Source organism: Aeromonas sp. 603404 (genome assembly GCF_049171775.1).
In the GTDB taxonomy this organism is placed as follows: Bacteria; Pseudomonadota; Gammaproteobacteria; order Enterobacterales; family Aeromonadaceae; genus Aeromonas; species Aeromonas veronii_A.
Window position 1 is genome coordinate 1 of the sequence record NZ_JAAKPE010000003.1, and the last position, 13,986, is coordinate 13,986.

Genomic DNA, 13,986 nt, shown 5'->3' on the forward strand with positions numbered 1-13,986 from the left:
GGGCAGGTCACACCGGTGGCCCCGGAGCAGGTCTGGGTCGCTGATATCACCTATCTGCCAGCCAGGAGCGGGCCGCTTACCTGAGCCTGGTGACGGATGCCTACTCACGCAAGATAGTGGGCCATCACGTGCACGAAGGAATGCATGCCGAATCGGTGGCGATGGCGTTCAGGAAAGCACTGAAGCAACGGCGTGGCGACGGTGAACTCATCCATCACTCAGACCGCGGCGTGCAGTATTGCTCGGGACTGTATCAGTCATTACATGAACGGTACGGGGTGAAATGCTCGATGACGGATGGGTATGACTGCTACCAGAATGCGTTGGCGGAGCGGGTGAACGGGATTTTGAAAGGAGAGTTGTTGTTGCAAAGCCCGCAGGATTTGACGCAAGCGCGGGAAATGGTGCGTGAAGCGGTGGATATTTACAACGCGGAGCGGCCGCATCATGCATTGAAATACAGAACCCCCGATGCGGTACATAGAGGGTTCTGAGTAGAAAAATGCTAGTTGAAAATGTGTAAACCTATTTCAGGACTAGACACTCTTTGCCGGGGACGGCGCTAGATCTCGCCATTGCGCCCCATGCTGATCACCACCCGCCGGTTCTTGGCACGACCCTGCTCCGTTTCGTTGGAGGCAACGTGCTGCTTCTCGCCATGCCCCTCCACCGAGATCTTGCCGGGATCGATCCCCAGATCGACAAACACCTTCTTGATGGCATCGGCCCGTTTCTCGGATAGCTTCAGGTTCGGCCAGCGGCCGCCATAGCTGTCGCTGTAGGCATCGATCACCACCACGTCGATGCTCTTGTCCGCCTTGATAAACTCGCTGATCATCGCCAGCCGCCGCTTGGAGGAGATGGAGAGCTGATCGCTGTTCTTGTCGTAGGTAAGCACGCTAAAGGCGATGTCGTTGAAGCTGTAGGGCAAGAGCCCGCTCAGGCAGTCGATAAAGGCCTGATATTTGACCCGAAAGTTAACCGACGAAAGCGATACTCGCACCGCACGGTTTTGGCGATACCAGTCCCGATACTGGAAAGTGGGCATTCGTCCCCCCTCCAGCTCATCGAGCATGGTCCAGGCGGTTTGCCCCTCCACCAGCCCATCGAACTGCTGATAGAAGCGCAGTTGACTCACTTCTCGCCCGGCAATCCCTGGGCGCCATACCGGCGGCATGATGCCAAGGCTCACCGTCTGGGTCTGGGCCTGTGGCCGCTTGCCCTTGAGCTCAAAGTCGAGGTTGATCTTGCGCCCGGCGCGGCTGACAAAGGCCCCCGTTCCCCAGTTGGGGATCGGGTGTTCGAGGCGACACTCAATCTGGGTATCGGAGGTCAAACGCCAGACGGATTGATCCAGACCGGCACCGAATTCGGTGACCCCAGCCTGTAACTGCATACTCACGGATATGCTGACCAACCCCAACACCCAAGCGTTCAATTGCTTGCCCTCCACACGATCTCACAAGGGGTATCGGCCAGGGAGGGACAAGCTTTAGCGCAAATGGATCAGTGGGGAGAGGCTCTCTCTATCAACTTGAAGCTGGCAATTCGTCCAGCCAGCTCCCGTGCCAACTGATCCAGTCCGACACTATTCTGCTGCAGGGTGACCGAGTGCTGGCGATGGGCCTCGTACACTTCGCGGATGGTCATTACGTTGTGCTGGATATCGTCCGTTACGTAGCGCTGCTGCTCGGTTGCGGTAGCCACCTGCGCCGTCATGTCACTCACCTTGCGCACCTCATTGACGATGTCGGTCAGCTCGTGACCCGCCCGCTGCGCTTCACTGACGCTGAGGCCCGCCTGCTCGCTGCCCGACTGCATGGCCACCACCGCCTGACGGGCTCCAGCCCGCAAACGGGAGAGCATCTGTTCGATATCATCTGCCGCCTGCTGGGTACGGGCAGCCAGTGAACGTACCTCATCGGCGACCACGGCAAAGCCGCGCCCCGACTCACCGGCACGGGCTGCCTCAATGGCGGCATTGAGGGCCAACAGATTGGTGCGATCGGAGATCTGCTTGATGAGGTTGAGTGCCTCGACGGCGGACTCGGTATCCTGATGCAGGTTGTTGACCAACAGCCGGGTCTCGTCGAGGGTACCGGCCACCTGCTCGATGGCGGCGATAGTCTGATCCACCTCCTTGTCCCCCTGCCGGGCACGGCCAATGGCCTGCTGGGTCGCCAGTGAGGTCTGGGTCGCATTGCGAGCAATTTCGGCCACCGTCGAAGCCATTTCCGTTGCGGCGGTGGCAACCAGTTCAACCTGACCGACGCCACGCACCACACCTTCATTCACTTCGGCAATCACCTCGCTGGAGTTGCTGGCACTACGGGTCAATATCTCACAGGAGCGGCGCACCTCCAGCAACAAGCCTTCCAGATGCTGCAGAAAGTGGTTGAGATCCCGCGCCAATGCCCCAAGCTCGTCACCCGATTGCCAGTTGACCCTCACCGTCAGATCATTTTCATTGACGAGCCGTGAAAAGGTGCGATGCAGAGCGACGAAGCCCAGATGCACATCCCGCAGCACCTTCCAACTGATGAGGGTAGTCAACAGCAGGCAGCACAGAACCGCCATAGCCCCCCACCAGAAGTTGCGCTGACTCTCTCCCTGCATCTGCTCAACCCGTTCGAACAACTGCTGGAAGAGCTGATCTTCGCCCTGTTTGAGCTGGTCGATCTTCTCGGTGCTCACGGCAAACCAGCGCTCCGGATCGACGCCAAAGCTCCCCTCGGTCATCTTGCCCAGGGCGAGCTGCTCATATTTCGCGACTTCTGCCATCACCGGACTCTTCTCAATTTGCTCAAGCAGGCGTCGCTGCGGCTCGCTTGCCACGGCGCGAAAACGCTCCAGATAGCTCTGCTGGGCAGCGAGCAGGGACATAAATTGCTGCAAGGTAGCCGGGGTGAAACTCCCTTTGGCAAAGACATTGCTGAGGGTCGCCCGCTCCATCCCCATACGCTCCTTGTTTTGCAAAAATGCGGCGTAGGCATTGGTCTGCAAGGCAATAGCGGCATCCTGGCTACGCAGACTAATCTCATCCACGACCTTGAGCAGAGAAGCAATCAACTGGCTATAAAAGGCGACCTGACGCGGGGCCTCTATGGCCAGTTTGTCCACCTGATTGCGGATCCCCATCAACTCGCGCAAAGCCAGATCCACCTGCTCGTGGGCAACCCCCCTCTCCAACCCCTGAAAGCGATGAATGGCTTCATCAACCTGTTGCCGCTGACGTGGCAGGGCATCTGCAAATTTGCGCCCTTCAGAGCCGATAAACCCCGCCGACATGCCACGCTCCTTTTGCAGCTCGTGCACCAACTGGGCGCTGCGTTCGACCACAGCCAGCTGCTGCAGGGCTTGCGTCATCTCATGGGTCACCCGATATCTGTCGTATGCGTAGTGGCTGGCGAAAAACAGCAGCGCCAATAACGGCAGGCAAATTGCCAGCAACATCTTGCCGGCCAATCCGAGTCTGTTCATCCCGCACTCCTGTCATTTTTATCAACGCGTTGATTATATCCGGCCTGCTCGCTTATGCCGCTGACGACATCTGCCATTGGCCAGAACCATGAGCTGCATCAACCATTTTCTGTAGATGGCCACGCAGCCCCCCCATAGCCCAGCCCAATGGTCAGGTCGAGACAGCCAGAGAGAAACTCGCTACAGTAGATCAGGGCGACAGGAGGTCGCTTGTTTGGGGAATCCAGCCATGAAACACCCGCTCTGCCCGCTTTACCGTCTGGGTTGCGCCCTCTTCGCGGCGACCCTGCCCATGGCGTCACTCGCGGCCAGTAACAACCTTGACGATCAGGAGGAGGACTGGGCGCAAAAACGGGCCAATGCGGTGATCTCGCTGATGACTTTCAGCGTGGTGCCGGACATCACCGCCAGCAACCTGGACATCGGCAGCAGCACTGGCCAATCTTCTGCGCTCAACATGGGGCAACTGGGAGGCGGCGCAACCCTGAGCGAAGCCGTGCCCATCTATCTGGAGGGGGCGCTGGGCTACAGCCGCTACGACCCCCAGTTTGTGATAAGCAATGGTACCGAAAGTCGCACCATACCGACCAAGTGGAATAGCCTGACCGCCTCGGGCGGGATCGGCTGGGATGTCACCCTTCACAAAGATCCGCGTGGCGGCCACTGGGTGCTGCGCCCCATAGCCAACATCTCGCTCGGTACCATGGCCAGTGACCTGCGGATCGGCAACTGGCTGCTGGATCGTACCAAGGGCTACTCGCTGGACTTTCTCGATGGGGGTCAGCTCAATATGTACGGGCTGGGTGGCTCGCTGATGCTCGATTACGAACTCTTTTCACCGGCCCAGGACATAGATGCCGAACTGCGCTACTCCTATCAGCACCTGCAGAGCTTTGGCGGCACCTCGACCAGCGTCCGTGGTCACGCCGAGGCGGAGAACCTCGGCCTCTATCTGCGCCGCCGCGCCCCGCTGTTCCACTGGACCCTGCTCGACAGACCGGTGCGCTATGTACTGGAGGGGGCTCATACCGCATATCTGGGGGAGCAACGGGGGTTGCTTGGCTTTGACTCCCTCAACTCCATCGGCGCCGGTCTGGAGCTGGACAGCAGCAAGTACGACATCATTGTCACCCGTACCCGGCTGGTTGCCCGCTACATGTTCAGCCACAACACCAGCGGTTATTCCATCGGGCTGGCCATGAGCTTCTAACCCGGGCTGCCAGAGGGGCATCCTCCGAGTCGCATCATGCAGCTATCACCGCCACCATAAAAAACGCCAGCCTTGCGGCTGGCGTTCTCATTGGGGTTGAAGTGACTTATTTCAGATCGAAACGGTCATTGTTCATCACCTTGACCCAGGCCTTGACGAAGTCTCGGACGAACTTCTCCTTGCCATCTTGCTGGGCATAGACCTCGGCGTAGGCACGCAGCACCGAGTTGGAGCCAAACACCAGATCAACCCGGGTAGCAGTCCACTTCACCGCACCACTCTGGCGATCCACGATCTGGTAACTGTTGCGGCCAGTCGGCTGCCAGCTATAGGCCATGTCGGTCAGGTTGACGAAGAAGTCGTTGCTGAGCACACCGACCCGGTCGGTAAAGACGCCGTGGGCCGACCCGCCATGGTTGGTGCCAAGCACCCGCATACCGCCGACCAGCACAGTCATCTCGCGGGCGGTAAGCCCCAGCAACTGGGCACGGTCGAGCAGCATCTCCTCCGGCTGCACCTTGTAGTGCCCCTTCTGCCAGTTGCGGAAACCGTCGTGCACCGGCTCGAGGAAGGCGAACGACTCAGCATCGGTCTGTTCGGCGCTGGCATCGCCGCGGCCCGGCGCAAAGGGAACGACGATATCGACGCCAGCCAGTTTGGCCGCCTGCTCCACCGCTGCGCTGCCCCCCAGCACAATCAGGTCGGCGATGCTGACCGGCTTGCTCAGGGAGGCCTGCAGGGCGATCAGGGCGTTGAGCACCTTCTCGAGGCGAGCGGGCTCGTTGCCTTCCCACTCTTTCATCGGCGCGAGACGGATGCGAGCACCGTTGGCACCACCGCGATAATCGGAGCCGCGGAAGGTGCGGGCACTGTCCCATGCGGTGGCGATCAAATCGGTTGGCGCCACGCCGCAGGCCAGCAGTTTGGCCTTGATCTCACTAACCTCTTTGTCAGAGAGCTGGTAATCCACCGCCGGAACCGGATCCTGCCACACCATGACTTCGCTCGGCACTTCTGGCCCCAGATAGCGGCTGCGCGGCCCCATGTCGCGGTGGGTAAGCTTGAACCAGGCGCGGGCAAAGGCGTCGGAGAAGAGCGCTTGATCCGCGGCAAAGCGCTCGGAGATCTCCCGATAGACGGGGTCAAAACGCAGCGCCATGTCCGCATCGGTCATGATGGGGTTGCAACGGATAGAGGGGTCTTCCACGTCCACCGGACGATCTTCCTCCTTGATGACGACGGGCTCCCACTGCCAAGCACCGGCCGGGCTCTTCTTGAGCCACCAGTCGTGGCCCAGCAGCATCTTGAAGTAGCCGTTGTCCCAGCGGGTCGGGTTGCTGGTCCAGGCACCTTCGATCCCGCTGGTCACCGTATCACGGCCGATACCGCGGCTCTCGTGGTTGATCCAGCCAAGCCCCTGTTCGTGCACATCCGCCCCTTCGGGGGCTGGTCCCAGTTTGGCTGCGCTGCCGTTGCCGTGGGCCTTGCCGACGGTGTGGCCACCGGCGGTGAGGGCGACGGTCTCTTCGTCATTCATCCCCATACGGGCAAAGGTGACGCGCATGTCGTGGGCGGTTTTCAGGGGATCGGGATTGCCATCCACCCCTTCCGGGTTGACGTAAATCAGCCCCATCATCACCGCGGCCAGCGGGTTCTCCAGATCCCGTTCGCCGCTGTAACGGCTCCCTTCGCTACCGCTCGGTGCCAGCCACTCCTTCTCGGAGCCCCAATAGACATCTTTTTCCGGATGCCAGATATCCTCGCGGCCACCGGCAAAGCCGAAGGTCTTGAGCCCCATGGATTCATAGGCGACGTTGCCCGCCAGGATCATCAGGTCAGCCCAGGAGATCTTGTTGCCGTACTTCTGTTTGATCGGCCACAGCAGACGGCGCGCCTTGTCGAGGTTGCCGTTGTCTGGCCAGCTGTTGAGGGGAGCGAAGCGCTGGTTGCCGGTGTTGGCACCGCCGCGTCCGTCGGTAGCGCGATAGCTGCCGGCGGAGTGCCAGGCCATGCGGATCATCAGGCCGCCATAGTGACCCCAGTCTGCCGGCCACCAGGGCTGGCTGTCGGTCATCAGGGCATGCAGATCGGCTTTGAGGGCATCGTAATCGAGGCTGTTGAAGGCATCGGCATAATCGAAAGTCTCATCCATCGGATTGGTCTTGCTGTCATGCTGGTGCAGGATGTCGAGGTTAAGGGCATTGGGCCACCAGACTTGATGCTCCTGGCTGGCAGAGGTATTGGCACCGTGGGCAAAGGGGCACTGACCGGCCCCGCTAGCGTGTTTGTCCATCTATCAGATCCTCATTGTGGTCATAATGACGGCGAAACCCTTCGCTTCGCAGTAGAGACTAGCCTACCCCCCACCAGTCACTTAAAAAACCGAATAAAAAAGTTCAATTCAATCTGGTTTTGCGATTGAACTATCTCGTCACCGGGTAACAAACAGAACAATGCAGGCGCTGGCAGAGTAGTAGTGGCATAGATCACACACGCTTGTTGAACCCACTGTTAACATGTTGCCATTGCACATCAGACGACAGCGTTGAAATGGACTTCACACCCGTTATTGCGATTCTACTGGGCCAGTTCTGGTATCTGCTGCCCCTGTTGTTGATTGCCACCCTGATCAAAACGCCCAGGTTCAAGGGGATGGTTGGGGAGGCATTTATCAACTTGGGCATCCGGCTTTTTCTCGACCAGCGGGAGTACCACCTGCTCAAGGATGTGACGCTGCCAACCCCGCAGGGCACTACCCAGATCGACCATGTGATCATCTCGCGCTTCGGGCTATTTGTGATCGAAACCAAGAACATCAAGGGGTGGATATTTGGCAATCCAGCCCACAAGAGCTGGACCCAGCAGCTCTATCGCCGCAGACATACCTTTCAAAATCCCCTGCGCCAAAACTATCTGCACCTGATGACGCTCAAATCCTTGCTGGGTCTTGCTGATCATCAGCTCCATTCGATTATTTACTTTACTGGCGACTGCACCTTTAAAACCCCCATGCCGGATAACGTGATGAACCGCGGGCTTATTCGCTATATCAAGAGTAAAACCACGCAGGTGTTGACCTCTGCCGAAGTCACCAGAGTGATCGACACCATCCAGCGGGGACGACTGGCCGCCAATTGGCAGACCCATAAACAGCATGTGGCGCAGCTAAAGGCGCGCCACAACCAACCTGCCATTCCCTCTTCCCCAAGCAATAACGTCAGCATGGTAAAAGAGGAGCTCCCCATCCTTCATGACACGAGTCACGCCCAGCAGCGTTGCCCGAAATGCGGCAACGCCATGGTGCTTCGCACCGCACGTCGTGGCAGCAACAAGGGGGAACAGTTCTGGGGATGCAGCGCTTACCCGAAATGCCGGCAGATAATCACGCGGCAAGCTGAAGAGCGGTAAACATCGGAAACAACAAGGGCGGCCAATTGGCCGCCCTTGTTGTGTTTCTTAGCGAATGGTCGCCATCTGCCGCACGCAGCGCTGCTCCCTGTCATCCACCCGCTTGGCAAACCAGGCGGTGGTGAGGTTGCGGGTGATCTTGGGGCTTTTCAGCTGAATGCCCGGCAGGATGGCGCGGGGCAACCGCTTGCCCGCTTTCTGGTCTGCCAGCGTGAACACGCGATGATAGAGGTCGCTCTGGCCAAATTCGGCGGTATCGCCGAGTTTCAGGCTCTGATGGATCGCCTGCTGACTCATGTTGATCCGGCTGGCAATGGTATAGACCGCGAGTTCCGTCTTGCCCGGCAGGTCGGAGTCATAGCGGATCAGATCGCCATCCAGAGCCAGCGTGGTACCGCTCAAACGGCTGACGGCGGCCTGAAAGGCGGCGTTGCGACTGGCATACCAGCCGGCGTTGAAGTCAGCGAAACGGTAGAGGGTATCGGGGTACTCCGCCTCATAACCGAAGATATGTTTGGTGCCAAACCAGATACCGCCGCGACGGGTAAAGACTTCGTGGCGGATGGACTCCTTGACCGGATAGGGGTAACCACGGGTATTGGCCTCGGCAAAGGCGATGCTCACCTGCATCGGGCCGCCGGTGTGCACCGGGTTCATGTTGCCAAACAGGGTCTTGCCCATCGGCAGCATGCTGATCATGTCTTCGAAAATTTCGCTCATCTCCCGCTCGGTGCGAAGCGCATCGATGCGCTCGGCATAGCTCTTGCCTGTCGGCGAGTTGATGGAGAGCGCGGCCCGCACCATAAACTCGGGGATCAGCAGCTTGGCCGCCCGCGAGTTGATCTCCTTCCAGGCGATCTTGCCAAGGCCCGGCACCACGGGATCGGCCTGATAGGTCGCCTCCTGCTCCGCTACCGCCAGCACGGTACAGACGTTGTGGTCATTGACTGTCACCCCCTGGGTAGTGAGCGCCGTCACCACATCGTTGGCCCACCCCTGCTTGTCGACCACATGGCGGGGCAGAAACCTCACGATGCGGCTCTTCATATCCGCCGGCTTGCGCGGCTGCATGGCTGGCGGGGTCGCCTTTTTGGCGGGCGTAGTTGCGCCCGTTGTGTCGCCAGGCGCCGGGGCAGAAGCGGGATCGCTGGCACAGCCGGCCAGCAGCAAGGGGATCAGCAGCGCCAGCGTGCGCATGGCGGGGGAAACAGAAAAGAGAGAGAGCGTCATCGGATATCCGGTACTGAGGCTGGAGGCAAACCCGCCAGGCGGCGGGCGCACACATGATGGCTCATTGTAGAGAATTGATCCACAAGGCTAAAGTCCCATCACCTCGCCCCTCTTCCTGACCAGACAGGGGTTGCCGCAACAGGAGCGCCCCCAGATATGACCAGATAACAGGTATGACCCGACAACAGACATGGGCTTTTATCGAGAGTTGTTTACATTTAGAATGCCGCCGCCAGGATGCTCACGGTATGGACCCTATGGATACGCTCGCCCATCTCTTTGCTTACGTGCAGCAGTGGCTGCTCACTCCGATCTGGCACTGCCTGACCGGACTGCTTGACTTCAACGGGCGGCTGGGCCTCCCCTTTCTGCTGATATCCGGCCTCATTGCCTACCTCCTCTACCGTGTGCGCCGGCACCAGCAAGGCCCCGCAGCGGGCAGTTTCGCCGGTTTTCTCGGCGGCCGTGCCATCTGGCTGCATCCCTCCGCCCTGCTCGATTATCAGTATTATCTGGTGCGTGCCCTGCTCCATGTGGCCCTGATCGTGCCGCTCCTGACCCTGCTCAACCCCTGGCTTTTGCAGGCAACGGATATTACCTCCGCGCTCACCCGTCTGTGGGGGGAGCGTCCCCGTCTGGCCGAGGCTAGCTGGCTGATGATGCTTTACGGTCTCGGGGTATTTCTGGTCAGCGATTTCGTCCACTACTGGCTGCACCGTCTCTTTCACAGCCGCTGGCTGTGGGAGTTTCACAAGGTGCACCACAGCGCCACCGTGCTGGTACCGCCGACCGCCAGCCGCATTCATCTGGTGGAGAAGCTCGCTGAAATCCTGCTCAAGGGGAGCGCTCTCTCCCTCTACTCCGGTGCCTTCTACTGGCTGTGCGGAGGAACCGTGCGCCCCTACACACTGTTTGGGGTGGGCTATCTGGTGCTGATCTTCAACTCGCTGGCCGCCAATTTGCGCCATAGCCATATCTGGCTGTCGTTTGGCCCGCGGCTGGAGCATATCTTCAACAGCCCGGCCCAGCATCAGATCCACCACAGCCGGGATCCCCGCCACTTCAACCACAACTTCGGGATCAACCTGTCGCTGTGGGATTGGTGGTTCGGCACTCTTTACGTCACCAACCACCAGCCAGAGCCCCTCACCTTCGGGGTCGGCCCGAAAGACAATGTGCGCTACAGCCGCCTGAGCGCGCTGATCCTGCGCCCCTTTCTGGTCACGGCCCGCAAGCTGTGGCATGCCCTGCCCCGTCCACGCAGTCGCAAGCCGCAGCCTGATTTACGGTAGTTACGCTCTTCGCCCCATAAGTCCAGTCCTCGCAGCACCCACCCCGTCGTTATAAAAAAGCCCCCGCCATTACTGGCGGGGGCTTGTCATCTATGCGGAGCGAGCATGGCTCGCGCGCAGAGCGTTAGCGGTTGTTCACCCGCTCGTGCAACTCCTGCACCGAGTTGACGCTGGCAGTGGCATCCACACTGATGGCCATGCAGGTCGCGAATGCCTCGTTCATGGTGGTGGTATACGCCACCTTGTTCTGCAGGGCCGCGCGGCGCAGCTGCTTGGAGTCCTCGATGGCCACCCGCCCTTCGGCGGTGTTGACGATGTAGGTGTACTCGCCATTCTTGATGCGGTCGAGAATGTGCGGGCGACCTTCGTGCACCTTGTTGACCAGACGCGGGTTGATGCTCGCCTCGCCCAGCGCGACAGCGGTGCCGTGGGTGGCGTCGAGCTCGTAACCCAGCTCCAGCAGCTTGGCGGCCAAATCGACCACCTGTGCCTTGTCGCTGTGACGCACTGACAAGAGAGCACGGCCCTCTTTCGGTACGGCGTGGTTGGCACCCAGCTGCGCCTTGGCATAAGCCTCGGCAAAGCTGCTGCCCACCCCCATCACCTCACCGGTGGAGCGCATCTCCGGCCCCAGCAGCGGGTCAACCCCCGGGAACTTGGCGAACGGCAGTACCACCTCTTTCACCGAGTAGTAGGGCGGGATGATCTCTTTGGTAAAGCCCTGCTCTTTCAGGCTCTGACCGGCCATCACGCGGGCGGCAATCTTGGCCAGCGGCGCACCGGTCGCCTTGGAGACGAACGGCACGGTACGGGCGGCACGCGGGTTCACCTCGATGAGGTAGATGTCATTGCCCTTGACCGCGAACTGCACGTTCATCAGGCCGATAACACCGAGCTCCAGCGCCAGCTTGCGCACCTGCTCGCGGATCTCGTCCTGAATCTTCTTGGACAGGGTGTAGGGCGGCAGGGAGCAACCGGAGTCACCGGAGTGGATACCGGCCTGCTCGATGTGCTCCATGATGCCGCCGATAACCACATCGGTACCGTCGCAAATGGCATCCACGTCCAGCTCGGTGGCATCGTCCAGGAAGCGGTCCAGCAGTACCGGCGATTCGTTGGAGACGCTCACCGCCTCGGCGAAGTAGCGACGCAGGTCGGTCTCGTCGTAGACGATCTCCATGGCGCGGCCACCCAGCACGTAGGAGGGGCGAACCACCAGCGGGTAGGTGATGCGCTCGGCCACCACAACCGCCTGCTCCAGCGCGGTGACGGTGCCGTTTTCCGGCTGCTTGAGACCGAGGCGCTCGACGGCAGACTGGAAGCGCTCGCGGTCTTCGGCGCGGTCGATGGCATCCGGGCTGGTACCGATAATCGGCACGCCGTTGGCTTCCAATGCCCGTGCAAGCTTCAGCGGGGTCTGGCCGCCGTACTGGACGATAACGCCCTTGGGTTTCTCGATGCGCACGATTTCCAGCACATCTTCCAGGGTCACCGGCTCGAAGTAGAGGCGATCCGAGGTGTCGTAATCGGTGGAGACGGTCTCCGGGTTGCAGTTGACCATGATGGTCTCGTAACCGTCTTCGCGCAGGGCCAGCGCCGCGTGTACGCAGCAGTAGTCGAACTCGATGCCCTGACCGATGCGGTTCGGGCCGCCACCGATGACCATGATCTTGTCGCGGTCGGTGGGGTTGGCTTCGCACTCCTCGTCATAGCTGGAGTACATGTAGGCGGTGTTGGTAGCGAACTCGGCGGCGCAGGTATCGACCCGCTTGTAGACTGGGAAGATGTTGTGGCGGGCACGCAGCTTGCGCACCTCCCCTTCGGCCACACCGAGGATCTTGGCCAGACGCGCATCGGCAAAGCCCTTGCGCTTGAGGGCGCGCAGGAAGTCGGCATCGAGACCGGCCATGCCACGCTCTTTCACCTCTTCTTCCAGCTTCACCAGCTCTTCAATCTGCACCAGGAACCAGGGGTCAATCTTGGTCAGCTTGAAGATGCCGTCCATGGAGAGGCCGGCGCGGAAGGCGTCGGCGATGTAGAAGATACGCTCGGCACCGGCATCCTGCAGCTCGTGACGGATGCGGGTCAGGGAGTCCGGGGCGTTCAGATCCACCATGGGGTCGAAGCCGGTCTTACCGGTCTCGAGGCTGCGCAACGCCTTGTGCAGGGACTCCTGGAAGTTACGGCCGATAGCCATCACTTCACCGACCGACTTCATCTGGGTCGTCAGACGGTCGTTGGCACCGGCGAACTTCTCGAAGTTGAAGCGTGGCACCTTGGTCACCACGTAGTCGATGGCCGGCTCGAAGGAGGCCGGAGTGCGACCGCCGGTGATGTCGTTCATCAGCTCGTCGAGGGTGTAACCGATGGCGAGCTTGGCTGCGATCTTGGCGATGGGGAAACCGGTCGCCTTGGAGGCCAGCGCAGAGGAGCGCGACACCCGCGGGTTCATCTCGATGATGACCATGCGGCCATCTTTCGGGTTGATGCCGAACTGGACGTTGGAGCCGCCGGTCTCGACACCGATTTCGCGCAGCACCGCCATGGAGGCGTTGCGCATCAGCTGGTACTCCTTGTCGGTCAGCGTCTGGGCTGGCGCGACCGTGATGGAGTCACCGGTGTGGATACCCATGGGGTCGAAGTTTTCGATGGCGCAGACGATGATGCAGTTGTCGTTGCGATCCCGCACCACCTCCATCTCGTACTCTTTCCAGCCAATCAGCGACTCGTCGATGAGCAGCTCTTTGGTCGGCGACAAGTCCAGACCGCGCTCGCAGATCTCGACGAACTCTTCGGTGTTGTAGGCGATGCCGCCACCGGAGCCACCCATGGTAAAGGAGGGACGGATGATGCAGGGGAAGCCAACCATCTGTTGCACGCCCCACGCCTCTTCCATGTTGTGGGCGATGCCGGCACGCGGGCACTCCAGGCCGATGCTGCGCATCGCCTTGTCAAAGCGGGAGCGGTCTTCGGCCTTGTCGATGGCGTCGGCGGTGGCACCGATCATCTCGACACCGAACTCGGCCAGCACGCCATGCTTCTCCAGCGCCAGTGCGCAGTTGAGCGCAGTCTGGCCGCCCATAGTGGGCAGGATGGCGTCCGGGCGCTCTTTCTTGATGATTTCGCGCACCACTTCCCAGGTGATGGGCTCGATGTAGGTGGCGTCTGCCATCTCCGGGTCGGTCATGATAGTGGCCGGGTTGGAGTTGACCAGAATGACGCGGTAGCCCTCCTCGCGCAGGGCTTTGCACGCCTGGGCGCCGGAGTAGTCAAATTCGCAGGCTTGGCCGATGACGATGGGGCCGGCGCCGAGGATCAGGATGCTCTGAAGGTCGTTACGTTTTGGCATGAAACTCTTTCCTCTAT

At 60.4% G+C, this 13,986-nt stretch carries 8 protein-coding genes and 1 pseudogene; 4 read left to right on the forward strand and 5 right to left on the reverse strand.

Going from position 1 to position 13,986, the window contains the following annotated elements; translation table 11 throughout:
• A pseudogene (locus tag G5306_RS05745) lies at positions 1 to 494 on the forward strand (IS3 family transposase); the annotation flags it as partial.
• Positions 495 to 562: 68 nt separating this feature from the next.
• Here the strand turns inward: G5306_RS05745 and G5306_RS05750 are convergent.
• On the reverse strand, positions 563 to 1,438 hold the full coding sequence (locus tag G5306_RS05750) for a flagellar protein MotY (RefSeq protein WP_421312545.1): 876 nt from the start codon (positions 1,436 to 1,438) through the stop codon (positions 563 to 565).
• A 68-nt stretch (positions 1,439 to 1,506) separates the two neighbouring features.
• Positions 1,507 to 3,480 (reverse strand): methyl-accepting chemotaxis protein, encoded by a 1,974-nt coding sequence (locus G5306_RS05755; RefSeq protein ID WP_421312546.1) that lies wholly within the window; start codon positions 3,478 to 3,480, stop codon positions 1,507 to 1,509.
• Positions 3,481 to 3,772: 292 nt separating this feature from the next.
• Here G5306_RS05755 and G5306_RS05760 point away from each other — a divergent pair, with 292 nt between their 5' ends.
• The gene (locus tag G5306_RS05760; RefSeq protein ID WP_421312642.1) at positions 3,773 to 4,690 is read left to right on the forward strand and encodes an autotransporter domain-containing protein; all 918 of its coding nucleotides are present in this window, start codon (positions 3,773 to 3,775) and stop codon (positions 4,688 to 4,690) included.
• Positions 4,691 to 4,796: 106 nt separating this feature from the next.
• Here the strand turns inward: G5306_RS05760 and katG are convergent, their stop codons facing one another.
• A complete protein-coding gene (katG, locus tag G5306_RS05765) occupies positions 4,797 to 6,983 on the reverse strand; it encodes a catalase/peroxidase HPI (RefSeq protein WP_421312547.1) in 2,187 nt (728 codons plus the stop codon).
• Positions 6,984 to 7,240: 257 nt separating this feature from the next.
• On the opposite strand from katG, the gene G5306_RS05770 reads away from it, so the two are divergent.
• Positions 7,241 to 8,098: an NERD domain-containing protein gene (locus tag G5306_RS05770; protein WP_421206484.1), complete on the forward strand. Its 858-nt coding sequence runs from the start codon at positions 7,241 to 7,243 to the stop codon at positions 8,096 to 8,098.
• 48 nt (positions 8,099 to 8,146) lie between these two features.
• Here G5306_RS05770 and G5306_RS05775 read toward each other — a convergent pair whose 3' ends face one another.
• Positions 8,147 to 9,328, reverse strand: a complete 1,182-nt coding sequence (locus G5306_RS05775) for a DUF1615 domain-containing protein (protein WP_421254904.1) — start codon at positions 9,326 to 9,328, stop codon at positions 8,147 to 8,149.
• A gap of 257 nt (positions 9,329 to 9,585) precedes the next feature.
• Here G5306_RS05775 and G5306_RS05780 point away from each other — a divergent pair, with 257 nt between their 5' ends.
• On the forward strand, positions 9,586 to 10,620 hold the full coding sequence (locus tag G5306_RS05780) for a sterol desaturase family protein (RefSeq protein ID WP_421312643.1): 1,035 nt from the start codon (positions 9,586 to 9,588) through the stop codon (positions 10,618 to 10,620).
• A 124-nt stretch (positions 10,621 to 10,744) separates the two neighbouring features.
• On the opposite strand, the gene carB is transcribed toward G5306_RS05780, so the two are convergent.
• Positions 10,745 to 13,969, reverse strand: a complete 3,225-nt coding sequence (gene carB, locus G5306_RS05785; protein WP_421312548.1) for a carbamoyl-phosphate synthase large subunit — start codon at positions 13,967 to 13,969, stop codon at positions 10,745 to 10,747.
• Positions 13,970 to 13,986: the final 17 nt, after the last annotated feature.